The 24,682-nt window shown below is 45.7% G+C and carries 25 protein-coding genes; 3 read left to right on the top strand and 22 right to left on the bottom strand.

Translation table 11 applies throughout. From position 1 onward, the window contains the following. Positions 1 to 72: 72 nt before the first annotated feature. The 7 genes from ACIGG7_RS00650 to paaX all read right to left on the bottom strand — a co-directional run bounded on the left by ACIGG7_RS00650 (position 73) and on the right by paaX (position 7,397). Positions 73 to 1,179 carry a Leu/Phe/Val dehydrogenase gene (locus ACIGG7_RS00650; protein ID WP_224943435.1) on the bottom strand — a complete coding sequence of 369 codons (1,107 nt, stop codon included), beginning with the start codon at positions 1,177 to 1,179 and terminating at the stop codon, positions 73 to 75. A gap of 106 nt (positions 1,180 to 1,285) precedes the next feature. Further along, positions 1,286 to 1,681: a thioesterase family protein gene (locus ACIGG7_RS00645; protein ID WP_397548381.1), complete on the bottom strand. Its 396-nt coding sequence runs from the start codon at positions 1,679 to 1,681 to the stop codon at positions 1,286 to 1,288. A gap of 382 nt (positions 1,682 to 2,063) precedes the next feature. Then, complete coding sequence (locus ACIGG7_RS00640) at positions 2,064 to 2,858, bottom strand: ABC transporter ATP-binding protein (RefSeq protein ID WP_224941934.1); 795 nt, start codon at positions 2,856 to 2,858, stop codon at positions 2,064 to 2,066. Beyond that, positions 2,833 to 3,861, bottom strand: a complete 1,029-nt coding sequence (locus ACIGG7_RS00635) for an ABC transporter permease (protein WP_224941933.1) — start codon at positions 3,859 to 3,861, stop codon at positions 2,833 to 2,835. The genes ACIGG7_RS00640 and ACIGG7_RS00635 overlap by 26 nt, the downstream gene beginning before the upstream one ends. A 16-nt stretch (positions 3,862 to 3,877) precedes the next feature. Continuing rightward, positions 3,878 to 4,849: an ABC transporter substrate-binding protein gene (locus ACIGG7_RS00630; protein WP_397549071.1), complete on the bottom strand. Its 972-nt coding sequence runs from the start codon at positions 4,847 to 4,849 to the stop codon at positions 3,878 to 3,880. A 593-nt stretch (positions 4,850 to 5,442) separates the two neighbouring features. Continuing rightward, complete coding sequence (locus ACIGG7_RS00625; RefSeq protein WP_397548380.1) at positions 5,443 to 6,399, bottom strand: NAD(P)H-dependent flavin oxidoreductase; 957 nt, start codon at positions 6,397 to 6,399, stop codon at positions 5,443 to 5,445. Between the two features lie 122 nt (positions 6,400 to 6,521). Continuing rightward, the gene (gene paaX / locus ACIGG7_RS00620) at positions 6,522 to 7,397 is read right to left on the bottom strand and encodes a phenylacetic acid degradation operon negative regulatory protein PaaX (protein ID WP_224941929.1); all 876 of its coding nucleotides are present in this window, start codon (positions 7,395 to 7,397) and stop codon (positions 6,522 to 6,524) included. 172 nt (positions 7,398 to 7,569) lie between these two features. Here paaX and ACIGG7_RS00615 point away from each other — a divergent pair, with 172 nt between their 5' ends. Next, a complete protein-coding gene (locus ACIGG7_RS00615; protein ID WP_397548379.1) occupies positions 7,570 to 8,496 on the top strand; it encodes a hypothetical protein in 927 nt (308 codons plus the stop codon). A gap of 30 nt (positions 8,497 to 8,526) precedes the next feature. Here ACIGG7_RS00615 and ACIGG7_RS00610 read toward each other — a convergent pair whose 3' ends face one another. The 14 genes from ACIGG7_RS00610 to ACIGG7_RS00545 all read right to left on the bottom strand — a co-directional run bounded on the left by ACIGG7_RS00610 (position 8,527) and on the right by ACIGG7_RS00545 (position 21,144). Further along, the gene (locus ACIGG7_RS00610) at positions 8,527 to 8,748 is read right to left on the bottom strand and encodes a hypothetical protein (protein ID WP_224941928.1); all 222 of its coding nucleotides are present in this window, start codon (positions 8,746 to 8,748) and stop codon (positions 8,527 to 8,529) included. A 75-nt stretch (positions 8,749 to 8,823) separates the two neighbouring features. After that, positions 8,824 to 10,029, bottom strand: a complete 1,206-nt coding sequence (locus ACIGG7_RS00605; RefSeq protein WP_397548378.1) for a thiolase family protein — start codon at positions 10,027 to 10,029, stop codon at positions 8,824 to 8,826. After that, positions 10,026 to 10,901, bottom strand: a complete 876-nt coding sequence (locus tag ACIGG7_RS00600; RefSeq protein WP_224941926.1) for a 3-hydroxyacyl-CoA dehydrogenase — start codon at positions 10,899 to 10,901, stop codon at positions 10,026 to 10,028. Before ACIGG7_RS00600 ends, ACIGG7_RS00605 begins: the two co-directional genes overlap by 4 nt. Before the next feature lie 66 nt (positions 10,902 to 10,967). Next, positions 10,968 to 12,485 carry an aldehyde dehydrogenase family protein gene (locus ACIGG7_RS00595; RefSeq protein WP_397548377.1) on the bottom strand — a complete coding sequence of 506 codons (1,518 nt, stop codon included), beginning with the start codon at positions 12,483 to 12,485 and terminating at the stop codon, positions 10,968 to 10,970. Positions 12,486 to 12,509: 24 nt separating this feature from the next. Next, positions 12,510 to 13,283 (bottom strand): enoyl-CoA hydratase-related protein, encoded by a 774-nt coding sequence (locus ACIGG7_RS00590; RefSeq protein ID WP_397548376.1) that lies wholly within the window; start codon positions 13,281 to 13,283, stop codon positions 12,510 to 12,512. Positions 13,284 to 13,295: 12 nt separating this feature from the next. Continuing rightward, a complete protein-coding gene (locus tag ACIGG7_RS00585) occupies positions 13,296 to 14,075 on the bottom strand; it encodes an enoyl-CoA hydratase/isomerase family protein (RefSeq protein WP_397548375.1) in 780 nt (259 codons plus the stop codon). Beyond that, positions 14,068 to 14,376 carry an EthD family reductase gene (locus ACIGG7_RS00580; RefSeq protein ID WP_224941922.1) on the bottom strand — a complete coding sequence of 103 codons (309 nt, stop codon included), beginning with the start codon at positions 14,374 to 14,376 and terminating at the stop codon, positions 14,068 to 14,070. Before ACIGG7_RS00580 ends, ACIGG7_RS00585 begins: the two co-directional genes overlap by 8 nt. Before the next feature lie 41 nt (positions 14,377 to 14,417). Next, the gene (gene paaD / locus ACIGG7_RS00575; protein ID WP_397548374.1) at positions 14,418 to 14,897 is read right to left on the bottom strand and encodes a 1,2-phenylacetyl-CoA epoxidase subunit PaaD; all 480 of its coding nucleotides are present in this window, start codon (positions 14,895 to 14,897) and stop codon (positions 14,418 to 14,420) included. A 13-nt stretch (positions 14,898 to 14,910) separates the two neighbouring features. Beyond that, on the bottom strand, positions 14,911 to 15,753 hold the full coding sequence (gene paaC, locus ACIGG7_RS00570; RefSeq protein ID WP_397548373.1) for a 1,2-phenylacetyl-CoA epoxidase subunit PaaC: 843 nt from the start codon (positions 15,751 to 15,753) through the stop codon (positions 14,911 to 14,913). Beyond that, a complete protein-coding gene (gene paaB / locus ACIGG7_RS00565) occupies positions 15,726 to 16,082 on the bottom strand; it encodes a 1,2-phenylacetyl-CoA epoxidase subunit PaaB (RefSeq protein ID WP_034760966.1) in 357 nt (118 codons plus the stop codon). Before paaB ends, paaC begins: the two co-directional genes overlap by 28 nt. Positions 16,083 to 16,098: 16 nt before the next feature. Beyond that, positions 16,099 to 17,067, bottom strand: a complete 969-nt coding sequence (gene paaA, locus ACIGG7_RS00560; RefSeq protein WP_224941920.1) for a 1,2-phenylacetyl-CoA epoxidase subunit PaaA — start codon at positions 17,065 to 17,067, stop codon at positions 16,099 to 16,101. Positions 17,068 to 17,139: 72 nt separating this feature from the next. Next, entirely contained in the window at positions 17,140 to 18,465 is a 1,326-nt protein-coding gene (locus tag ACIGG7_RS00555; RefSeq protein ID WP_397548372.1) for a phenylacetate--CoA ligase family protein, read from the bottom strand. 617 nt (positions 18,466 to 19,082) lie between these two features. Next, entirely contained in the window at positions 19,083 to 20,675 is a 1,593-nt protein-coding gene (locus ACIGG7_RS00550) for an MDR family MFS transporter (RefSeq protein ID WP_397548371.1), read from the bottom strand. 13 nt (positions 20,676 to 20,688) lie between these two features. Continuing rightward, positions 20,689 to 21,144: a MarR family winged helix-turn-helix transcriptional regulator gene (locus ACIGG7_RS00545; RefSeq protein WP_224941917.1), complete on the bottom strand. Its 456-nt coding sequence runs from the start codon at positions 21,142 to 21,144 to the stop codon at positions 20,689 to 20,691. A 246-nt stretch (positions 21,145 to 21,390) separates the two neighbouring features. On the opposite strand from ACIGG7_RS00545, the gene ACIGG7_RS00540 reads away from it, so the two are divergent. Then, positions 21,391 to 22,236 (top strand): YitT family protein, encoded by an 846-nt coding sequence (locus tag ACIGG7_RS00540; RefSeq protein ID WP_397548370.1) that lies wholly within the window; start codon positions 21,391 to 21,393, stop codon positions 22,234 to 22,236. A 91-nt stretch (positions 22,237 to 22,327) separates the two neighbouring features. Further along, on the top strand, positions 22,328 to 23,032 hold the full coding sequence (locus ACIGG7_RS00535; protein ID WP_224941915.1) for a GntR family transcriptional regulator: 705 nt from the start codon (positions 22,328 to 22,330) through the stop codon (positions 23,030 to 23,032). Positions 23,033 to 23,092: 60 nt separating this feature from the next. Here ACIGG7_RS00535 and ACIGG7_RS00530 read toward each other — a convergent pair whose 3' ends face one another. Beyond that, complete coding sequence (locus tag ACIGG7_RS00530) at positions 23,093 to 24,649, bottom strand: ABC-F family ATP-binding cassette domain-containing protein (protein WP_397548369.1); 1,557 nt, start codon at positions 24,647 to 24,649, stop codon at positions 23,093 to 23,095. Positions 24,650 to 24,682 lie beyond the last annotated feature (33 nt).

The raw sequence follows: 24,682 nt of genomic DNA, 5'->3' as shown, positions 1-24,682 counted from the left end.
TTAAAGATAATTGGGCCACTTCCGGCATTTATTGTGCCAAATTGTGAACAATGTTTGTTTCCTGCTACAGTTCTATGTCCTAACCGACCACTTCGGACGCTTCGCATGGGAAAAGAAGCTGTTTCTTCTCGTGCGCGCATGAATCCGGTCTTCGCAGAATCGGTTGGCCGCTTCCACCGTGGTCATGTGGTCGTTTTCTGATTGCAGATAGATATTCTGAAGGCTGTTATAGATCGCACTTGTCTTCTGCAGTACACGTTCTTTGTTCGGTTCGTATAATTCGTCGGCTACCTGGATCAACCCGCCCGCATTGACGATGTAATCCGGTGCGTACAGGATCCCTTTTTCATGAAGCCTCATTCCATGGGAAAGATCTAATAATTGATTGTTGGCAGACCCGACGACCGCTTTCACTTTCAACTGATCGACTGTGTGATCATTGATGATCCCACCAATGGCACAAGGAACGAAAACATCGGCATCGACAGAGTAGATCTCTTCACCCGATACGACCTTGAGAGCAGCTCCCATGCTTTTCGCTTTCGCCACCAACTGGTCGATGGATCTCTGACTGATATCTGTTACATACAGGTCTGCTCCCTCTTCCAACAGACGCTCGGCCACTTTGAATCCAACTTTCCCGAGACCTTGAATAGCGTAGCTTTTTCCATGAAGGTCCTTTGAACCCCATACATTTTGGTTGGTCGCCTGCAATCCGTAGATCACTCCCATAGCCGTCGGAATGGAGGAATCCCCGCTACCTCCGTACTCTTCATTGACGCCTACGATACAATTGGTTTCTTTCAAGGCGAAGACAAAATCCTCAGGAGTGGTTCCCATGTCTGTCCCTGTATAAAATCGTCCGTTAAGGGATTCAACGAATTGACCGAAGGCGCGGAATAGTTCAGGATGTCTATCTTTTTCCGGATCCCCGATAATGACTGCCTTCCCCCCGCCGAAGTCCACATCGGCTGCGGCACATTTATAGGTCATTCCCTTTGATAGACGGAGGACATCCTCAAGTGCTTCATCCACTGATGCATACGGTCTCATCCGACACCCGCCAAGTGCTGGTCCAAGAGTGGTATTATGTATGGCGATGATGGCTTTGAGGCCGGTCTCTTCATCGTTGCAGAATACGACCTGCTCATGGTTTTGTATCTTTTGGAACATATCCATGTCATTTCCCCCTGTAAGCTCTCTATTTGTAACCGCTTTCACTTTTGTCGATGCATTTGTCACTGATCTTCCTCCTTCTACTACTTGATCAAAAAGTGGATCAATATTAGTTACCTTCTATTCTTTCTTTAATTTTCTCTTTAGGGAGTACCACTTGTTTCACTTCACCTTTGCCAACGATCCTGCCATTCTCTTTATCTATGACAGTCACTTCGGTGAGGATGACGTTGCGTTCATATTTAATGACGTTCGCTTTAATTTCAAGGAAGGAACCTGATTTTGCCGGAGCCATATGCTCCACATTCACCTTTGCCCCCATCCCTTCTTCGTGATTTTCCAAATAGGGTAGAATGATCTTCCTGGACGCCCATTCCATGTGATACACCATCGAAACTGTTGAATAAACGGGATGAACCACTTCTCCTTCAAACTGGGCATACATGCCGGGGGTGACTTCGGTCGATATAACGGCGGTATGTCCTACTGCTAATCCAGACTTCATTGCTTTCCCCCTTTAAACCAACAAATAATACATTTTTATATAACGTTAATTCAACGATATAATAACATTTTGTTTTATAAATAGTCAATGAATTGTTAAAATATTTAAAATATTATATTAATATAAGTTATTCAGAGGGACGGACCTCCCCAAAAGCGGAGGCGGCTTGGTCAACCCCGACAAGCATAAGGCGAACAGGCCGGAAAGGCGTTCTTTGCCTTTTTGGACTGTTTGACTTATGACCTCGAGCCTCTAGCCGCCGGAGCTGGACGAACTTCCGGTTTCCCCGGAGGTCCGTCCCTCACTCCTTTAACGCAAAAAAGGCAACGGGAACAATATCCCGTTGCCTTTTGCAGAAGGTTGTTTATTCTTTTTACCAATTCTATGAAAGCAGTGCACGGTCACTTGCCAGCTTACTGCCGCGGATCCGCTGGAATTCATGGAGCAGCCCTTCGACGGTAAGGTGCTTCTTCTCTTCTTCATTGACTTCCAATATGATCTGTCCCTTATCCATCATGATCAAGCGGTTCCCGAGATCCAGTGCCTGCTGCATATTATGGGTGACCATCAGAGTTGTGAGATTATACTTCTCGACGATCTCTTTAGTCAGATTTGTAATCAGGTCTGCCCGCGCAGGATCCAATGCAGCGGTATGCTCATCCAGCAGGAGGATCGACGGCTCGGTGAAGGTCGCCATTAAAAGGGAAAGGGCCTGTCGTTCACCACCTGAGAGCAATCCCACCTTGGCGTTCAAACGGTTCTCAAGTCCAAGGTGAAGGCTTTCTAGTACTTCCTTAAAGAACACCTTCCGCTTCTTGGTGACCCCCATTTTAAAGGTTCGGGTCCGATTCCGTGAATAGGCCATAGCCAGGTTTTCTTCGATGGTCATGGATGGCGCCGTGCCTGCCATGGGATCCTGGAATACACGCCCGATCAGCTTTGACCGTTTATACTCAGAAACTTTTGATACATCATGGTCATCAATCATCACATTACCGACATCAGGCAACAAGACCCCTGAAACAATATTCATAAGTGTCGATTTCCCGGCACCGTTACTTCCGATGACTGTGACGAAATCTCCTGGCTTTAAAGAGAGCTGAATATCATCAAGGGCGATTTTCTCATCGGGTGTGCCTTCATTAAATACTTTATGAATTCGATTTAATTGTAACACCGCTCTCACCCTTTCTCTCTGTTATCGCCGCTTTGTTTATCCGTTCTGCCATTCGCTGTGCTTTGCGTTTCTTATCCTTATAACGCTCCATCACTTTAGGCATGACAAGGGCAAGAATCACGATCGTCGCCGTGATCATCTTCATATCTCCTGTTTCAAGGAAATCGACCCGTAGAGCCATGGACACGACCAACCGGTAGATGATCGCCCCTCCGATGACGGCTAAAGTGGTACGGGCGATGGTCTTCGTTCCGAATAATGCCTCACCGATGATAACAGAAGCAAGACCGATGATGATCATCCCGATCCCCATCCCGACATCGGCAAATCGGCTGTACTGGGCAATTAAAGCTCCGGATAATGCGACCATCCCATTCGATATCCCTAACCCAAGGATGATCATGAGATTGGTATTGGCAGAGAAGCTGCGGATCATCCGTTGATTATCTCCGGTAGCTCTCAACGCCAATCCGATTTCCGTTTTCAAGAATGCATCTGTCAAAAATTTGATCACAAGCGTGATGATTGTCATGATGAATAGAATGCTCCACGTTCCTGGAACAGGTTCTCCAAGGCCGACTGCTACCCACAGTTTATTAAGGGCTGCATCGATTCCGAGAGGGGACCAAAACCCTTCTACTCCAGTAAACGCCGTGTCTTGACTGAGCAAGGGGACGTTGGATCTACCCATGATCCTGAGATTGATGGAGTACAGGGCGATCATCATCAAGATCCCTGATAATAAGGCATTGATTTTACCAAACGTATGAAGTAATCCTGTTATACATCCTGCTACAAATCCAATCACTATCGCTGTAATCGTTGCAATCACGGGATTTACGCCACTGACAATCATGGTTGCAGCGACAGCGGCTCCGGTTACGAAGCTGCCATCGACTGTTAAATCAGGAAAATCCAATATCCGAAAGGACAGGTAGACTCCGAGGGCCATAATAGCGTAAATGATTCCAGATTCAAAGGATGCAAATATTGCTGTTGGCACGAATCATCATCCCTTCCTATTTTTCTTCTATAAACTTCCCTAGATCAGACCATGCTTCTTGTACTTCCACACCTTGTTCCTCAGCAGCTGCTTTATTGAACATCAGTTCAAACTCTTCCGGAGCCTGTACAGGGAGTTCAGAAGGTTTTTTCTCACCCTTCAAAATCTTCACTGCCATTAACCCCGTTTGGTAACCAAGATCTTCATAGTTGAATCCACTCGCTGCAATTGCACCTTTCTTCAATGAATCGAGTTCCCCAACAAATAGAGGAATATCCTTCTCATTCGCTACAGTGATGACGGACTCAAGAGCTGAAACGACTGTATTATCTTTCGGAATGTAAATGGCATCGACTCTTCCCACCAGGGATTCCGTCGCTTGTTTAACATCAGCAGACGTTGAAACCGTAGCCTCTACTACTTCCACACCTTTTTCTTTTGCAATTTTATTCACTTCGGCAACTTGAACGACAGCATTTTGTTCGCCGGAATTATACACAATCCCGATTTTTTTCGCTTTCATTTCATCTGTAATAAAGTGAAGTGTTTTTGAAATGGCTTCTGGATGAGTATCCGTCGTTCCCGTAATATTCTCACCTGGCTCGTCAAATGACTTAACCAGTTCAGCACCGACAGGATCGGTAACAGAAGTGAAAACGATCGGAATTTCCTTCGTTGCGTTAAGAGCGGTCTGTGCACTTGGGGTCGAGTTAGCGAAGATAAGGTCTACACCATCTCCGACAAAGTTCTTCGCAATACTTTGTGAGTTACTTTGATCTCCTTGGGCAATTTGAACATCATATTTAACATTCTCGCCCTCTTTGAAACCGTTTTCATCCAAAGCCTTCTTAAAACCTTCAAACGCTGCATCCAATGATGGGTGTTCCACGATCTGGGTTACCCCGATCACATATTGCTTCTCACCATCTCCATCACCGGAGCTCTTATCACTACCACATCCTGATAGAATCAGCATTCCAAATAACATAGAGATAACAACAAGTAATACACTCTTCTTCTTCACAGAAATCCCCCTTTTTCTCTTCCTGATATATGATCAGTAGTCTGCAAGACTAGCAAATCCAAATATGATAAAAATACGACTCAACGTAAATACAACGTTATATTATCATTCCTGTCACAAAATAGTCAATAATATTCCGAAAATTTAAAAATTAATACTAGTATAGTCGGTCTTGAGGTGAATATCTAGAGAAAGTTGAGGAATTTTTTTTGATGTGGAATGGAGGTTAATTGGACTTTGTGGACTTCGGCTTTCTTTGATTAGTAATCATTTCGCCTGGATTGTCGCCATGTTTATGAGCCCAGCAACCGCGAGAATTTACAGTTCCAGCTTATTTAATAGTTTTGTACTATAATTTTCTGGCTTAATCGTAGAAAATTATGATGGGACTGGTTGAACTTGTGCCACTTCTGGCTAAACTCGTGCCACTTACGCCTGAACTCGTGCCACTTTTGACCAAACTCGTGCCACTTCCTTCTAAACTTGTGCCAAATGGGAAACTCCCCCAAAAAAAAGCGCTCTCCCTACAAGGAGCAGCGCTTAGGAACCACTTTCTATTAAAATTGCACTCCATTACTGGAGAGGTTTCTAAAAATCTCATGTGCCTCGCTCATCATTCTCTCTAAAAGCTCTGCTACGGTCGGAATATCGGATACAAGCCCAGACACCTGGCCCCCGTTGATAAAGCCCTGGTCCAGCTTCCCTTCAAGTGCCCCTATACGGTGATAATCCTCGGAAGTCATGGAACTGAACTCATCAAGAGCGACGCCCTCCTGCTCTTTTTGAATCAAGTTTGCTGCGTATGGCGTCTTCATCACCCGTCTCACCCTGCCGACAGAGCGACCTACGATGACTGTACTATCATCCTTTGCATCTACAAGAGTAGATTTATAGTTTTCATGAAAAGGTGCTTCCTGTGTCGCGATGAACCGCGTTCCCATTTGCACTCCACTGGCGCCGAGGGCGAGCATGGAAGCAAGTCCCCTTCCATCACCGATCCCACCTGCCGCCACCACGGGAATCTTCACCGTATCGACGAGCTGAGGGATGAGAGCCAATGTGGTCGTTTCAAGATTGGAATTGATCCCGGCCGCCTCGTATCCTTCCGCTACGATGATATCTGCCCCTGCCTCCTCCGCTTTCTTCCCCTGTTTTTTCGAAGCGACGACGCATATCACCTTTACGTTATGCTCGTGAAAGTAGGGAATGAGCGGGGATGGATTCCCTGCGGATAAGGAAACGACCGGGATCCCATGCTTCACGACTAGTCGAACCATCTCCTTCAAATGTGGGGTGATGGAAATCGGGATGTTCAGTGCGAAAGGCTTGCTCGTTCTTTTTTTCGTTTCAAGGATGATCCCTTCCACTTCCTCCACGTCCATGGTGCCGACTCCGATCGTACCCAGGGCTCCCGCTTCCGAAATTGCCGCGGTAAGTTGAGCATTGCTGATATTACCCATGCCACCTTGAATGATAGGATATTTTATATGTAATAGATTCGTTAAGTTATTCATAAAAATCCCCCTTCGTTAAATTAATGTTATACTTTTTGGAATTGTTCGACAAGTACCTTCTTACGATTCTAAAGGTCCGTCCCTCAAAAAACCCAACTGCCATATCAGGCAGGTGGGTTTAATCAATCGAGTAATAATGGATGTGTCATCACATTATAGCTCCGGTCTTTGTTTTTCAGTTCGTTTCCGTCTTCGAATACACTTTCGAAGAATCGGGATGCCGGTTCGGCCAGCTCTTTGTAGTAATCAGCGAATAGATTGGCTGCGTGGGCTCCGAGCCATTTTTCCGGTAAAAGCTCTTCCGGCAGACCCGGATCGACGAAGAGGAATTTCCGATATTCGTGGACGAGCTTCGTTCTTTCCACAAAGCATTCGGCATCGCTCATTTGCCCTTTACCGATCTTACTCTTATCAATCATGTACTGTTGACTGTAGTGAGAAATGAATTCCTGGTAACGGTCATTAATCTCTTTGAGATCCCAGCTCTTTTCGATCAACCGCTGATTCTCATTGGGACCTTTATACTCTGAGATGAAGAAATCGACGTACTCTTTAATATCATATTTACCGATCAGGGACTGCACCTGCTTCTCCAGGTTGTTAGGGGAAATCCAAGTGCTCGTCGATAGGGTTCCGAATCCGCTCCACACGAGTTCTTTTCTCAATTCATCCCGGATATTCCTGATTTCCTCAGGGATCGAGTACATCAGGATCCTCCATTTTCCGTCCCATTGCTCGGGCTTCAGCTTGAAGATCCTGTTTGCTGCCTCTTCCATCCGGATCACACCGCGCTCTGTGAGCGAGTAGTAGCTTTTGTTCCCCTGCTTCTCCGCCTGGACCCATCCCTGTTTATTCATCCGGGAAATCGCAGCACGGACGGCTTGATCGTTGTGTCCAAATTCATTGAGGAGGCGAATCAAACTCCCGATCCATATTTTATTCCCGTAATGACGGATATAGTCTCCGTAAAGTGTAAAGATCATTGACCTTGTATTCATTGCTGCCTCTCCTTTTATACGACCGTATACTTTCATGACGTTTATTTTACGTTTAGTTAATATATTATCATAAACTTTCTGTGAAAATAAATGAATATTCTTATTGCAACGTGATAGGCATCAAAAAATGTATTAAAATGGGACATAAGAAATCCACGGAAGGGAGCACCATATGGACTTACAGAAATATAAATCCACTGACAACAGAGTAGTCATGAAATCCTGGTGGACAGATAAAGGATATGTTCAGAAAATCTACCATAAATCAGAGAAAAAACATGAAGAACATCTGATTCCCTTTGAAAATATGGGAGAAGTCTTGATCGGTCATTCCCTGATTCCACTTCCGAATCCGGATCGGCAATGGTCTTCAGCAGACATCTATAGAATAGCTGCCCAAATGGTCATACGATATTCTGGACCGGACAAGGATAATGACTATCTATTATTTTTATCTGAGACAAAGGAAGATCTGGCAAACTGGCTGCAGCGCATAAAGAAAATGAATGCATCCGCATTTGTAACGACATGGGACCTTTATCAAGTCCCTAAAGAAGACTATCGTTCCCATTACAAAACGATTGATAAAGAGCCATATATGGACGAGGCACAGTTACCGAATGTCCTTGATACAACAAAAGATCATCAAGAACACCCCGTTTGGCAACCACCCTCCTTTTATAAAAGACGGGAGCGCAAACAGTCCATACGGGAGAAAAGAATAAAGAAACTGACATTTTACTTGTTACTCTGTCATTTCTTCGTTTCTTTATTCTGGGTGCCTTTTTGGAGTCTTGATGGAGAAGGGTATTTCTCTTACATTCCGACCCTATACTTTTCTTTCATACCCCTGATATATATGTTTGGCAGTTATATGTGGGATGATTCCACTCCCTACCGTTCTTTAATTGATACACTCCTATTAGGCTTACCATGGTTCGGTGGGTTGCTATGCGCGAAGCTATATACACCTGTACCGACTGAAATGTTCTTCGCTCTTTATGGTAACGTCATGACATTCGCTGTCATCCTGAACGGATTATTCTTCCTCAGCAGGATCCCGGTTGTGAAGAAGAATAAAAGATCGGTTACCCATTAGAAAAGTCAGGCTCCCCAAAGAGCCTGACCCTCAATGATACACCCTCAACATCTCCAGCATCTTCACAAAATCATACGTGTTCACGACTTTTTCCTTGGACCAGTTATTCTCGATCCAATTCACCAGCTCCTCCTGACTGTTGAACACTTCCCCGCTAGTGTCGGCCTTCCTGATCATATAGCGGCCGTTATCCTCATCCGCGACGACAAGACATGGGATCTCACTTTCGACTGTCATGATTTCAAATTCCATTCGTATCACCTCACGTCTATCTTTTCTAAAAAAGAAACGTCTTAATCACAAAAAGCCCTGCGTCAAACAGGGCACTTACGATTCTATGTTTTCCACTAAGGTCGCGATTCCCTGGCCGACGCCGATACACATAGTGGAGAGACCGTAGCGTACTTTCCTTTTCTTCATTTCATATAGTAGGGTGGTGAGGATACGGGCACCGCTGGCTCCGAGTGGATGACCGAAAGCGATGGCTCCCCCGTTGACGTTGACGATTTCTTCATTTAACCCGAGTTCACGTATACAGGCGAGGGACTGGGCCGCGAAGGCTTCGTTCAGCTCGACTAAGCCAATCTGATCAAGGGCGAGACCGGAACGCTTCAGCACTTTCTGCGTAGCATATATCGGACCAAGACCCATGACGGATGGCTCTAAGCCAGCAGTGGCGGACGTCACATAGCGGGCAAGAGGGGTGACGCCTAACTCCTCCGCTCTCTCCCTGCTCATAAGTAAGAGTGCCGAAGCTCCGTCATTCACGCCGGAAGCATTCCCCGCCGTCACGGTCCCCCCCTCAAACAGGGGCTTTAGCTTCTGCAGCTTTTCACTATTGGTTTCGGGCCTTGGATGCTCATCCATCATAAAAGTAGAGACGTTTCCTTTTCGATCCTTTAATTCCACTGGAACGATCTCTTCTTTAAAGCGCTCTTCGTCCATGGCACGTTTCGCTTTCATTTGGCTCCAATAGGCAAAGTGATCCTGCTCTTCTCGGGAAATGCCAAACTGCTTCGCTACGTTCTCAGCCGTTTCCGGCATGGAGTCGGTCCCGTATTGTACTTTCAGGCGGGAATTGACGAAGCGCCAGCCAATCGTCGTATCGAACATTTCCATATTACCTCTTGGGAAATCCTTTGAAGGCTTTGCCATTACGTACGGGGCACGGGTCATACTCTCGGTGCCGCCTGCAATAAAGACATCTCCTTCTCCTGCTAAAATGGCTCTTGCCGCATAGTTCACAGCATCCAGTCCCGATCCGCATAGCCGGTTGATGGTCGTCGCCCCGACTTCAACAGGGAGACCCGCCAGGAGCGTCGACATCCTGGCGACATTCCGGTTATCCTCCCCGGCTCCGTTTGCATTTCCAAGTACCACTTCTTCAATGGTATTTACCGGAACGAGAGGATTCCGTTCCACCAGGGCTTTTATGACATGAGCTCCTAAATCATCAGGGCGGACCTCTTTCAACGCGCCTTTGTATCTTCCGATCGGAGTACGGACGGCATCGACTATGACCACATCTCTCATGATTGATGCTCCTTTTCCTTCGTTTCTGAGTAATCATAGACCCCTTTGCCCGTTTTTCGCCCAAGGCGGCCGGCCTTCACGTATTTCTCTAATAAAGGCGCAGGACGATACTTTTCCCCAAGCTTTTCGTGGAGGTACTTGAGGTTGTTCAAACGCGTATCCAACCCGACTAGATCACCGAGCTCAAAGGGACCCATCGGATAATTAAGACCCAGCTTGATCGCCTTATCGATTTCCTCAGGAGATCCGAGTCCTTCCTGAAGCATATAAAAGGCTTCATTCCCGACAAGTGCCGAGATTCTGCTTGTGACGAAGCCGGGGAACTCATTGATAACCACCGTTTCTTTTCCCATCAGGCGGGCAACCTGCCCGATTACCTCCACCGTTTCCTCGCTTGTTTCCAATCCCTTTACGATTTCAACCAGCGGCATCTTATGTACGGGATTGAAAAAGTGCATGGCAATCACTTTGTCAGGACGTTTCGTAAAGGAGCCGATTTCGGTCGGGCTCATGGTGGAAGTATTGGTTGCCAGATAGCAATGCTCCGGGGCATGGGCATCCAGTACTTCGAATACGCCTCGTTTGATATCTGTTTTCTCAGGAACGGCTTCGATGACGACATCGGCATCCCTCACGGCAATGGACAGATTCGTTGAATAGCTCATAAGTTCTTTCGCTTCTACATACTCCTGCTGCGTCAGCTTTTTCCGCTCGATTCCTTTTTGGAAGATGTGCCCAATCTCATCCCGCGCATGATCCAATTGCTCTTGTTTAATATCCACAAGTGTTGTCCGGAAGCCTCCTGTTGCACTTACGTAGGCAATTCCTCTTCCCATTACACCTGAGCCGACAACGACGATATGCTGTGTCATGTTACATTCCCCTTTCTAGCAATAAGGGGTTGCCATGTAGGACAACCCCTCCTTGATGATAATTTCTTATACGCCAAATGGATTTAACGGACGGTTCCCAAAATAAGAAATGATGCTCTTTGTTTCTGTATAAAGGTCGAGCGTTTCCACGCAAAGCTCACGGCCGAATCCGGACTGCTTATAGCCTCCAAATGGTGTCCCCGGGAATGCGGAGAACGGGCAGTTTACCATGACAATTCCAGCCTGGATCGCTTTGGATACTCTTGTGGCACGACCATGATTCTGAGTCCATACCGCGGAACCGAGTCCATATTCGCTGTCGTTGGCCATTCTGATCGCTTCTTTTTCATCTTTGAATTTCATTACCACCACAACCGGTCCGAAGATTTCTTCTTTCACTACCTTCATATCGTGGTTTACATCGGTGATGATGGTAGGCTCATACCAGTAGCCATTTTCAAAGCCTTCTACCTTCGCAGGACTTCCTCCAGCTAAGATCGTCGCTCCTTCTTCTTTGGCAGACTGTACATACCCATCGATTGTATCCAGCTGACCCTGATTGATGATGGCTCCGATATGGGTGCCTTTATCATGTGGGTCGGCAAGCTTCAGCTTCTTCGTCTTTTCAACGAACTTCTCCATGAATTCATCATAGATATCTTCATGGACATATAATCTGGAGCGCGCTTCACAGGATTGACCTGTATTATAGAAGATTCCGAATAGGGAACCATCCACTGCTGCATCCACATCAGCGTCTTCAAACACGATATTTGGGGATTTTCCGCCTAATTCGAGCGTGACCCTTTTTAATGTTTGGGATGCTTTTTCCATGATGTTTTTACCGATCGGAGTGGAACCGGTGAAGGCCACTTTATCCACTTTTTCATGCTCCACTAAGTAATTACCTACAGAAGAACCTGCACCCGGTATGATGTTAACAACCCCTTCAGGAACTCCCGCTTCAATACAGATTTCCCCGAGGACGATGGCCGTCAGCGGTGTAAGGGTCGCTGGTTTCACGACAACCGAGCAGCCTGCAGCGATGGCCGGCGCGATTTTCCATGCAGCCATCATCAATGGATAATTCCAAGGGATGATCTGGGCACATACTCCGACCGGTTCTTTCTCGGCAACGTTTGTGAATTGACCTGGTACGTTATTGACCGTTCCGCGATGACCCACGATTGCACCTGCATAGAATTCAAAGTCTTCAATCGCTTGCATCACTTGACCTTGTGCCGCGGATAATGATTTCCCGCTGTCCATGATTTCCAGTGAAACAAGCTCATTGAAACGAGATCTCATAATGCCTGCAATTTTGTTAAGTACACGGGAACGTTTGTTGATCGGGAACTTCTTCCACTTACCGAAATCAAATGCGTTTCTGGCTGCTTCAACCGCTTTTTCAGCGTCTTCCACTGATGCAAGTGACACGGTGGCGATCGCTTCACCTGTTGCCGGATTGTACGTCGTGAACGTTTCTCCAGACGTGCTTTCCATGCGTTGACCGTTAATCACCAATGAATAATGTTCTCTTTTCATTTCAAGGACTTCAAAGCTTTGCTCTTTTACTGTAGACATAACTCCATCTCCTCTTTGATTGAATTATTTTCCGTGAAAGGCTGGCTTTCTTTTTTCTAAAAAGGCTGTCACACCTTCGCGATGATCTTCTGTCGTACCTGCGATCCGCTGGGCACAGGCTTCTTTTTCTAAGTATTCGTTGAAGGATAAATCTGCACTGCCCTTTAATAAGCGCTTCATCAAACCGATTGCCTTCGTTGGCATAGAGGCAATTCTCTCGGCAAAGGCAGCCGTTTCTTCCTGCCACTCATCGAGTGGAATGATTTTCGTTACCAGACCAAGTTTTTCTGCATCTATTGCTTTGATTTTCTCTCCAAACACCGCCAGCTCCAACGCTTTTGCGTAGCCGACAATATTTGATAAATAGTAGAGGTTCCCTGAATCCGGAACGAGTCCGACATGCACAAATGCCTGTACGAAGCTCGCTTTCTCTGATACCAGTCTGAAGTCACACGCAAGGGCCAGACTGAATCCCGCACCGGCCGCTACGCCGTTGACAGCAGCGATAACCGGCTTTTCACACTGCTCGATCTCTTTCACCATCGGTCCGTAGTTATGTCGGAGCACTTCACCGTGATCCATGCTTTCATCGACTTCACTTAAATCCTGACCTGAACAGAAGGCTCTCCCTTCCCCCGTGATGACGATGGCTCTCACGTCTTCATTACGTGAAGAATCCTTCACGGCTTTCTGGATCTCCAGGTTAAGCTGCCGGATAAAGGCATTCAGCTTATCCGGTCGATTCATGGTGATCCATGCTACGTTATTTTTCACTTCATACTTAATCGTTTCGTACATGTGGCAGCCTCCTTATTTCCCTTTAAAATCCGGTTTCCGTTTTTCCACGAAAGCGTTCATTCCTTCTTTCTGATCTTCTGAGGCAAAAAGCAGATAGAAGTTCTTACGCTCATATTGCATTCCTTCATAAATAGAGGAATCCACGGCTTTATGGACAGACTCCTTGATCAACCGAAGGGAAAGCGGTGGCTTTGTCGCCAGTTTCCTTGCAAATCTCTCTGTTTCTTCTATTAAAAGTTCTTTCGGGATTGCCCGGTTGATGACTCCCCATTCGAGAGCTTGAGTGGCTGTAAACATGTCTCCTGATAACAGCCACTCCATGGCACGGGATTTCCCAATCAGCTTCGTAAGTCTCTGGGTTCCACCGGCTCCCGGCATGACCCCCAGATTCACTTCCGGAAAACCAAAGCTCGCATCCTCAGACGCAAATAGAAGGTCACAGCAAAGGGCAAGTTCGAATCCTCCGCCTAACGCAAACCCTTGAACCGCACCGATGATCGGTTTCTTGATCCAGGCAAGGCGGTCCCATTCGGTGAATTGATTCAGTAGCTCAAGATCAATGGCGCCGTCCTCTGCCATTTCATCGATGTCTGCGCCTGCAGCGAACGCCCTTCCTTTTCCGGACAGCACGATGACTTTCACACTGTCATTCCGATCAAACGCCTCGAAAGCATGGACCAGCTCCGATACCATGGGACGATTGATGGCGTTCAAGACTTTCGGTCTGTTCAATTCGATAAAACCAAGTCCGTCCCTCTCGGTTACTACGATATATTCGTACTCTTTACTCATTCACTTCTTCGCCGATCATAAGGGTGACAAGATCTGCTGCAAAGCCCATAAGGTCCTTCCCTGAAGCTTTTCCTTCATCGGATTTCATCGCTGCCTTCAGTGCTTCATGGCTCTCGTAGTACATTTCACACATTAAGTAATACTTGCCTTCCCCACCCATTGGAGAACCGACGATGCGAGTAACATCCATCTTCTTAAGACCAGGGATTTTCGCCGTGATCGGACCATGGGTATTGAAGTAGTGCTCATCGAATTGCTCTTTGTTTTCAGGGTGCTTATATAATGCAATCAGTTTTACCATAATGGAATCTCTCCTTTGATTTTCAATAGTTTAATAGATTTTTACATCATCGTGGATATAGGCTTCATGGCTTCAAACGGGTTACGGCATTGTTTACAGTAGAGGATGCTTCTGCAGGCGGTCGGCCCAAACAGATTCTCCATTGACGTATAGGGGGAATCGCAGTAAGGGCAATGAATCTCCCAATCTTCCTCCCCTGTGAAATGTTCAGGCGGGGGCGCGATGCCAAATTCCTTCAGCCGCTCCCGTCCATTCACCGTCAGTCGATCCGATGTCCATGGCGGAGAATAGACGAACTCCACCTGTACGGATTGTACGTCAAGGTTCTCCCTGCACGCTTTCTCCACATTTCCTTTAATGATGTCCAGTGCAGGACAGCCGACAAAAGTGGGAAGCAGTTCAATTACCAGGGTTTCCTCCTGATGATGGACCCGATTCACCATACCAAGGTCCACAATGCTGATAGAATCAATTTCAGGATCTTTCACTGTTTGAAGAACATCTAATACGGTTGCCGTCATTTCTCCTCATCCTTTACCAGGTTGCTGCGGGATTGGTTTGATAGACTTCGCTTAGTGTTGATAAGGCTGCATCTAATTCATGAGTATGTTCTCCTACGCGTCCATTCCCTTTTTTCATGTCCACTCTCGGCGGAAATGATAGCTGTGTGGACATGAAAACCGGCTCGAGGGCAAGCTCCCATCGTTTCACCAAGCTTTCTTCCCCTTCGATCAAAGCCATGAAGGACATCTCTTTCCCCTTTGGCCCCAGGGTCAGGACTCCCTGGAACTCATCCAGTACACGTTCAATTGCCTTATTCATGCGCTCCCTTGCTTCTCCGCCTGAATTCAATAATTGAATGAACCAAGTTTTCCAGTGAAGCAGGTGATAATATAATTCCGTGTTGATCTTGATGGCCATTTCGGCAAGTGGTTCATAGGAAGAATTCTTTAATGAGTCAATCCGCACCTTTTTCGCCACGCTGTAGAAATAATGTCTCACAACGGCGAAAGCCCAATCGTAACGGGGTTCCTCCATATAGTTGCCTGGACCGTTCACTTCTTCAAGCAGGATCGCATTTCTTCTTTCATCTGCCTTCCGGCCATGAGCGAGATGGTCTTGATCTCCTTCTCCCAATTCTTCAAGGAGCTGATAAAACATCGTCGCATGGCCCATCGTGTCTTGGTTGATGGACGAAAACGCAACATCCTCCTCGATATGGGGAGCGAGGCCCAGCCATTCAGATCCCCGGTAAGCAAGGATGAAATCATCGTCCGCCAGCTGATAAAGGAGGCTCAAAAGGGCTTCCTTGTAATCTGCATTCGGGATGTCATTCGGACTCTTCACATTCATTTCTTCTTCACCAACTCTCCCCATGACATAATTTCCTTCTCATCCAGCATTTCCTGTTCGTACTGTCTCCACTTCTTTTTCAAATAACCGTAGCCTTTAGCGTTTCGGTAGTCTTTATTATCAAGGCGAGAGACACTCTCCCTTTCTTCTGGCGTCATCATCCGTACATCCGAACGCTTCACGACCCATATATCCGAAACAGGCTCCCTTCTCATGAAATTCTCCTGAGCCATCACCATGGCAAGCTCATGATTGGGGGCAAGCAAACTGAATTGATGCTGCATCTGTGCCCCGTCGGACCTTTTACTGAACACTTCAAATTCCTGATAAAAGTTCTGCCCCTTATCTGACATCCTGTCTCATTCCCTTCTAACTTACTTGGTCACTAGGGCTTAATGCTTCCCGTACCCACGCATTGTTGTCGTAGGATAACTCCCTCAAGCGAAGGCGTTCCTTCGATTTCGGCCCGTTATTCCGGATGATTTCCTTAAATCGGCTCCAATCTGGCTGCTTATAGATCCATACATCGTTTTCTTCATCAAAGTACATTGTTTCATCCGGCAGGGTCAGACCCAATGACAGGATTCTCGGTACATATTTCGTGAAAAAGTCCTGACGCAGCTGCTCATTCGTTTTCGTTCGAATGTTGTACTTAATGGTGATATCCTGCTTGGAAGAACCGGTTGTCTTCGCATCCCCCGGTCCAAAGAACATAAGCAGCGACTCCCACCAACGGTCCACCGCGTCCTGGACCAGTGCTTTCTGTTCCGGTGTTCCTTCTGTGAGAGCCATGATAATCGCTTCACCATGCTGTGCGTGGAACACTTCTTCCGCACAAATCCGCTTCAACGCCCGGGCATAAGGTCCATAAGAGGCATGGAGCATATTCGTTTGAGTGATGATCGCTGCCCCATCTACGAGCCAGCCGATCAGACCCGCATCTCCCCAGGTCGGTGCTTCCATGTGGAACACGTTATGAAACTTTAAATCCCCTGAAAACAAATCCCTCATGATATGCTCTCTCGTTTTTCCATATGGCTTCATTAAATCTTCCGCCACACGAAGCAGAAGCTGCCCATGGCCCATTTCATCCTGAACCTTTGCCATGATCCCGAGCTTTCTTCTAAGAGTCGGTGCTTTCGGGACCCATTCCTTCTCAGGAAGCGCCCCCATGATTTCACTGATTCCATGCATGGATATCAACTTGATCAGCGCATTCCGGTATTCATCCGGCATCCAATCATCGGCTTCGATCTTTTCGTTGTTTTCAATTTTTTTCATAAAATGAGCCATACGCTCTTCTTCCGTCAATCGTTGATTTGATAGTACGTCACTCATCGTAGCCCTCCTCTATCACATTGTTAATACGGGGTTAACCAATTGTGTGATAGTTATTTTTCTCAAAAAAATTTATTGAAGCATGGCCTCTCCTCTAAGATCCACTATCCGGATGGCTTTTCCTTCTGATCGGGGGATCTCTCTCGGTCCTCTAATCTTCACATCCATGGAAACGTAACATCGATCTTTCATCAGGCTTTTCACTTTCGCTTCCAATTGATTCATCTCTACATGATTCAAATCCCGGGACATTCCCTCAAAGCATTCATCCGTGACCTCTACCTGTAGTTCCACTAAATCAAGGGCACCCCTTTTCTTGAGATGAACCTGATAGTGCGGTGCCAGTTCATTAATCTGAAGAAGAAAATGCTCCATTTCAGATGGAAACACATTTACTCCCCTGATGATGAGCATGTCATCCACTCTTCCTTTCACCCTGGACATCTTCACCGTTGTACGTCCACATGAGCATGTTCCGTGCTGGATCGAAGCGATATCCCCGGTTCTGTATCGAATGATCGGAAAGGCTTCCTTCGTTAAACTCGTAAACACGAGCTCTCCGACTTCCCCCTCCGGCAGGGGCTCTAACGTATCGGGATTGATGACTTCCACAAGGAAATGGTCTTCCGCAACGTGAAGGCCATCCTGTGCTTCATGACATTCCATGGCTACCCCTGGACCGATGACCTCACTCAATCCATAGATGTCGCATGCTTTAATATCCAGCTTTCTCTCCAGCGTCTTTCTCATTGAATCAGACCATGGTTCCGCTCCGAATATTCCGTATTGTAAGGATAGAGAGGCGGGATCTTTTCCTTCTGCCTCCATGGATTCTGCTAAGTTGAGAACATAGGACGGTGTTCCACAGATGACCGTCGGCTGAAAATCTTCTAATAACGTTATCTGTCTGGACATATTCCCGCCCGACACTGGAACCGTGATCATCCCGAGCTTCTCACTTCCATAATGAAGACCGAGACCACCTGTAAAAAGTCCATATCCGTATGCATTATGCAGGACATCACCAGGTTTACCGCCAGCCATGGCAATCGCCCTGGCGACGATCCCGCCCCACATATCGACATCATTTTGCGTATAGCCTACAACCGTCGGCTTCCCGCTCGTGCCTGAAGATGCATGCACCCTCACCATTTCCTCACGCTTTACTGCAAACAGTCCAAACGGGTAATGATCTCGAAGATCCTTCTTTATTGTAAGCGGTAACAATTTTAAGTCTGATAAAGACTTTATATCCTCAGGCTTCAAACCTCTCCTGTCAAACTGCTCCCTGTAAAAAGGAACACGTTCATACACATTCCGGGCAACCTGTTGAAGTCTCTCTAGTTGAAGGCGTTCCATTTGCGATCGACCTGCCGTTTCAATCTCATGCAAAATCAATGTATCGGCCTCCCTGTCTTCATATAAAAATATATTTATATAACGTTATTTATTCGTATACAAAAATATGTGTTATATTTAACTACTCAAAAGATAACGTGTCTGCTGAAAATTGTCAATATATTTTCAGAAAATTTAATATTTACTGCAGAGGGAGATGGGTTGGGTTAAATGTTTGGGGGGTTGGGGGTCATTTGGGGAGTTCGATTAAATATTTTGTGTTTCGCCGATATATTTGGTGTTTCGCCGTTAAAATGAAGTTTTCGCCGATATATTTTGTGTTTCGCCGTTAAAATGAAAATTTCGCTGATATATTTGGTGTTTCGCCGTTAAAATGAAGTTTTCGCCGATATATTTTGTGTTTCGCCGTTAAAATGAAGATTTCGCCGTTATATTTTGTGTATCGCCGTTAAAATGAAAATTTCGCCGATATATTTTGTGTTTCGCCGTTAAAATAACGATTCCGCCGATATATCCCAAATTCCGCCGTTAAAATAAAATTTCCGCTCATAAAACAGTAATCCACTATAACCCCTATCAAATCTACAGCGCCCTCACGTAAAAACACATAACAAAAAGCCTGCTTTGAACTCACCCAAAGCAGGCTTTTTTCCGTATTATTCAGTAGCAGGTTTAAGAACTGGTTGTTCCGCCTCTTCCTGTAACTCTTTATCACGTTTAATCTTGCCGTTTCCAACCGATAAGGCCACTCCTACACCGATGGCGATGAAGATTAGACCGGTCAGGAAGACAGTTGTAAATGCATCGGACCACGCGGTTTCAATTGCAGTGATCACGATGCTGCCGATTTCTTCCGGCACTTCCAATAGGCCAGGTGTGACAAGTAAACCGAAAAGGGCATCGGTCTTTTCACTTAATCCTGTAAGAATCTGACCGGCAGCAGGATTTTTCGCCTGTGCGGCGACGTCCTTCATATTTTCCTGTAGGGATTGATTCATTACAGCGTTTAGAACAGTGATCCCGATCGTCCCTCCGATGGAACGGAAGAAGGTGGCCGATGATGTGACGGCTCCGAGTCTTGATTTAGGAAATTCATTCTGAACCGCGATCATGAGTGTAGGCATAACAAGACCCATACCGAATCCCATCACGATCATAAACATGTAGGCCGTGTATTCTTTAGACGATGGCCCCATTGTACTCATCAAGAAGAATCCTACTACAGTGATCAGCATACCTGCCGTCAAAACGGTACGGTATCTTAGTCTTAATAATAATCTACCTCCGATGATACTGGCCACAATAAGCGAAATCATCATTGGTGTCATGGTAGATCCTGCCTGAGTCGGTGTCACCCCGAGTATTCCCTGCATGAACATCGGCACGAACATGATCGCTCCGAACATCCCTAATCCAAGAAGGAATCCTAATGCATTCGTTGTGGCAAATACGCGATTTTTAAACAGGCTTAAATCAAGGATCGGCTCCTTTGCTTTATTTTCAATAACTCCAAAGACTAGAAGTAATACGATGGATCCGCCAAAGAGCATGAAGCTTGTTGCTGAAGTCCATTCGAATTTGTCCCCTCCGAAGTTCAATCCAATTAATAAAAGGACCAACGCCGGAATCAGGGTAATGATTCCAAGATAATCAATGCTTACTTTATCCGTCGGGCGTCCGACATTTTCATATTTCAAACCGATGAATAATAATAGGGCCGATAATATACCAAATGGTACGTTGATCAGGAAAATCCAGTGCCAGCTGATCGTATCGACGATGAAACCGCCGATGAACGGTCCGATGACAGAGCTCAATCCGAATAATGCCCCGAATACTCCCTGCCACTTCGCGCGCTGTTCAGCCGTGAAGATATCCCCGATGATGGTTTGGGATAATGGCATGATCATTCCTCCGCCAATTCCCTGAAGGCCGCGGTAAAGAACGAGCTGCTCCATGGAAGTGGCCGTGGCGCATAAGCCTGATCCGATGATAAAGATGATGACGCCGATCAAATACAATAATCGTCTGCCATATAAATCCGATAGTTTTCCCACGATCGGTGTAACCGTTGTGGAAGTGATTAAATAAGCCGTGGTCACCCATGCAAAAATGGAAAAGCCGTTCAGTTCGGCGATGATTGTCGGCATCGCTGTCCCGACCACCGTTTGTTCAAGGGCACTAAAAAACATCCCGATAATCAAGCCGGCCAGGACTAAACGTCTATTGATCCCTGGTTGTTCTGACATATATATTCTCTCCTTATTCTTCTGTATTGTTCTCTACGGCTGCTGCAAGCTTTTCGTAAATGGTCACAAGCTGATCTACATCCTCTTCGCCGAGATAAGCAAGGTAACGGGAGAAAATCTCTCTTCTCTTCCCTTTCGCCTTCTCGAAAATTTCTCGACCGAGTGAAGTGAGCTGCAGTTTTACAATCCTGCGGTCCTTCTCATCTCTCTCTCTGGCGACCAGGTCATTCTTCAGCAGTCGATCGATCATGACAGTGATCGCACTTGGTTTTACATCTAACTTCTCAGCCAGTTCCGTCGATTTCATATCTTCTGAAGTCGACAAGAGATAAAGGATGAAAAATTGAGGACCCGTTAGATTCATGTCTTTCAATGCAATCCCCATTTCCTGCTGAATATGGCGATTCGTTACGTGAAATGCTGTAAACAAACGATCTATATAAGATTGTTGGATTTGTTTCCGGTCCAAGTTCATCCTCCATTTCTGTTCATTCATTTAATATTTAACCTGTTTAAATATTAATCACCTTAGGTAAAAAAGTCAACAGATTTTTCACACCGATTTCCAGCAAAATAAATGTCAGAAAACATGCATTATAAAAACTTTTTTACGTAAATGCTTACATAAGAATTTATCATTTACATGGCGTTTTTCACTCTTTATAATCGGGTTGATTGTTTTTCAAACTACCGTTACTCAAAAGGAGCGTGCTCCATGATGAAACAAATTCAATCCTTATTAAATATAATGCTGGGTGCTTTTTTGATCGCACTGAATATACATTTTTTCCTGTCGCCCAATAAGGTCGGGACGGGAGGAACGAGCGGGGCAGGCATCGTGCTTGCACAATTCATGGACCTGCCCGTCGGGGTCATCATGTTTTCACTCGACATGATGTTATTTATTCTCGGGCTTCTGTTAATCGGTCCAAGTTTCGGACTGAAGTCCGTGTTCGCAAGCCTGTCAATCAGTGGAATGGTTTGGGGATTAGAGGTGTTCCACCCTCTCAACAATCCAATCGGACATGATATCCTGATACAAATTGTGATTGGGACCCTTATCGGAGCCATCGGAGTTGCCATGATCTTTAATCAGGAAGCGTCCGCCGGCGGCACGGGTGTCCTTGCGAAAATCATTCACAAATTTACGGGACTGGAACTGGGACGGGCCGTCCTTGCTTCAGATGTCCTTATTGTCCTGGCGTCTGCATGGTTCTTTGGACTACAGGTTGGATTATATGCATTCTTTGGTCTGTTGTTGAAAGGGATGATGATCGATCGCACCCTTCAATTTTTCAATGAAAGCAAAGAAGTGGTCATCATCAGCGAACACAGCGAAGAAATCAAAGAGTTTATCGTTGGAGATCTGGAAAGAGGAGCGACCGTACATTCAGCGAAAGGTGCCTTTTCAGATGATCAGAAGGAAGTCATCACGACCATTGTAGGCCGCAGAGACTTCTCCAAATTGAAATCATATATTCAATCCACTGATGAAAGAGCATTCATTACGGTTCACAGCATGAAGGAAATTTGGGGCAATAACTTTAAATCATTCGCATAAAAGGCTGGTTCGTAAGTCAGGTGTCTTCGAATAGAAGGCACCTGATTTTGGATCAGCCTCTTTTTCATATATGATAGTAAGCAGGAAATACTTGATTGAATGGATGATGACCGTGAAGATAAGACAAACCACAGAACTAAAAGTATACAGCCAGCTAAAGGATGCCTTATTGGCGAGGAAAATCGCACCCGGTACCCAACTCGTTGAACAAATCATCTCTCAGAAGATGAATGTTAGCAGGACCCCCATCCGGCATGCGTTGAAACGTCTTGAGGCAGAAGGACTTGTTCAGATCATTCCGAACCGCGGGGCATTCGTCGTCCATCCTACCAGGGAAGAGATTATTTCATTTTTTGAACTAAGGAAAGAAATCGAATTTCTTACTGTAAAATACGGCCTCCCTAAAGTGAGGAAATCCGATATGTCTAAGCTTTATTCGTTTCTGGAAGATGAACAGGAAACGTATAGACAAAAGGATCTGTTAAAATACGTCGAGCTTAATAAGCAATTCCATTTGTTTCTTGCCGAAGTGAGCGGGAATAAATTCCTGATCCGTTACATGGATGAAATGCTTACCCAATCCAATGTGTATTTATTTTTATTCGATGTGTTTTATCATGTCGAGCCGGGTGAAAACGTTCGCTTCCGTGAACATGAAGAAATGGTGAAGGCCATTGAAAACAAGGATCAACAGACGCTCTTGGAATTGATCGACCTTCACATGAAGCATAGTTTCGATGATCTTCGATTAGAGGACAATGGCTATTCTTCGTTGGAGTCTGTGTTAGAAGAGTAACATTCAATATACGTAAAAAAGCCGAATCCCCGTTATTCGTACAGGATTCGGCTTTCTTTATTAGAACAATTTCGTTGTCCAATCTTCACAATTCCATACTTCTGTCGCTACGTCCTGATAGAAATCAGGTTCGTGGCTGATTAAGAGGACGGTGCCTTTGTATTCCTTCAATGCACGTTTTAACTCTTCTTTAGCCTCGACGTCCAAATGGTTCGTCGGTTCATCGAACACAAGGACGTTCGATTCTTTATTCATTAACTTGCATAAGCGCACCTTGGCTTTTTCCCCACCACTCAGCACTTCTACCTTGCTTTCAATATGCTTCGTCGTCAGGCCGCATTTGGCAAGGGCTGCACGCACTTCTGCCTGATTCATGGAAGGAAACTCATTCCACACCTCTTCGATGCAAGTGTTGTTGTTCTTTGATTTGATTTCCTGCTCAAAATAACCGATATGGAGATAATCGCCAAGCTCCACTGAGCCGGAGATTGGTTTGATTTCACCTAGGATGCTGCGTAATAGAGTGGTCTTTCCGATTCCATTGGCTCCTGAAAGAGCAATCTTCTGACCACGCTCCATCTTCAGATTGAGAGGCTTCGATAACGGTTCATCGTAGCCGATCACAAGATTCTTCGTTTCAAAGATGACCCTGCCAGCGGTTCTCGCTTGTTTAAAATTGAATTCCGGCTTCGGCTTTTCCGCAGCCAGTTCGATCATATCCATTTTATCGAGCTTCTTCTGACGGGACATAGCCATGTTCCGTGTCGATACACGTGCCTTATTACGGGCAACAAAATCCTTCAGCTCTGAGATCTCCTGCTGCTGCCTCTTGAAAGCGGACTCCAGCTGCTGTTTTTTCATTTCATGGACACGTTTGAATTCATGGTAATCCCCGGCGTAGCGATTCAACTCTTGGTTTTCCATATGGTAAATCAGGTTGATGACACTATTTAAGAACGGGATATCATGAGAGATCAGGATAAATGCATTTTCATATTCCTGCAGATAACGCCTCAACCAATTGATATGCTGCTCATCAAGATAGTTGGTAGGCTCATCGAGTAATAGGATGTCCGGCTTCTCTAGTAAGAGCTTTGCCAGCAATACTTTCGTACGCTGCCCCCCACTCAGGTCGTGGACATCTTTATCTAATCCGATATCATCCAACCCAAGGCCACGACCGATTTCTTCTACCTTGGCATCAATGATATAGAAATCATTATTCGTCAATGCATCCTGAAGGGTACCGGTTTCCTCCAGTAATTCTTCTAACTCTTCAGGAGAGGCTTCTCCCATCTTGGCAAAAAGCTCATTCATTTCTGTTTCCATATCAAACAGGTATTGGAAGGCTGTCTTCAATACATCCCGGATCGTCATGCCCTGCTTCAACTGTGCATGCTGGTCCAGATAGCCGATACGGATCCGCTTCGCCCATTCCACTTTTCCTTCATCAGGCTCAAGCTTCCCTGTAATGATATTCATAAATGTAGACTTTCCTTCTCCGTTGGCACCGATCAAGCCGATATGCTCACCCTTTAACAGGCGGAAAGAAACGTCATTAAAGATCGCACGGTCACCGAAACCGTGAGTCAAATTTTTGACTGTTAATAAACTCATATCATAAACACCTTTTCTTCCTAATCTAAATTT

It is taken from the genome of Rossellomorea sp. NPDC077527, assembly GCF_044542955.1.
Classification (GTDB): domain Bacteria; phylum Bacillota; class Bacilli; order Bacillales; family Bacillaceae_B; genus Rossellomorea; species Rossellomorea aquimaris_E.
This window is presented reverse-complemented; position numbering and strand designations above follow the sequence as displayed.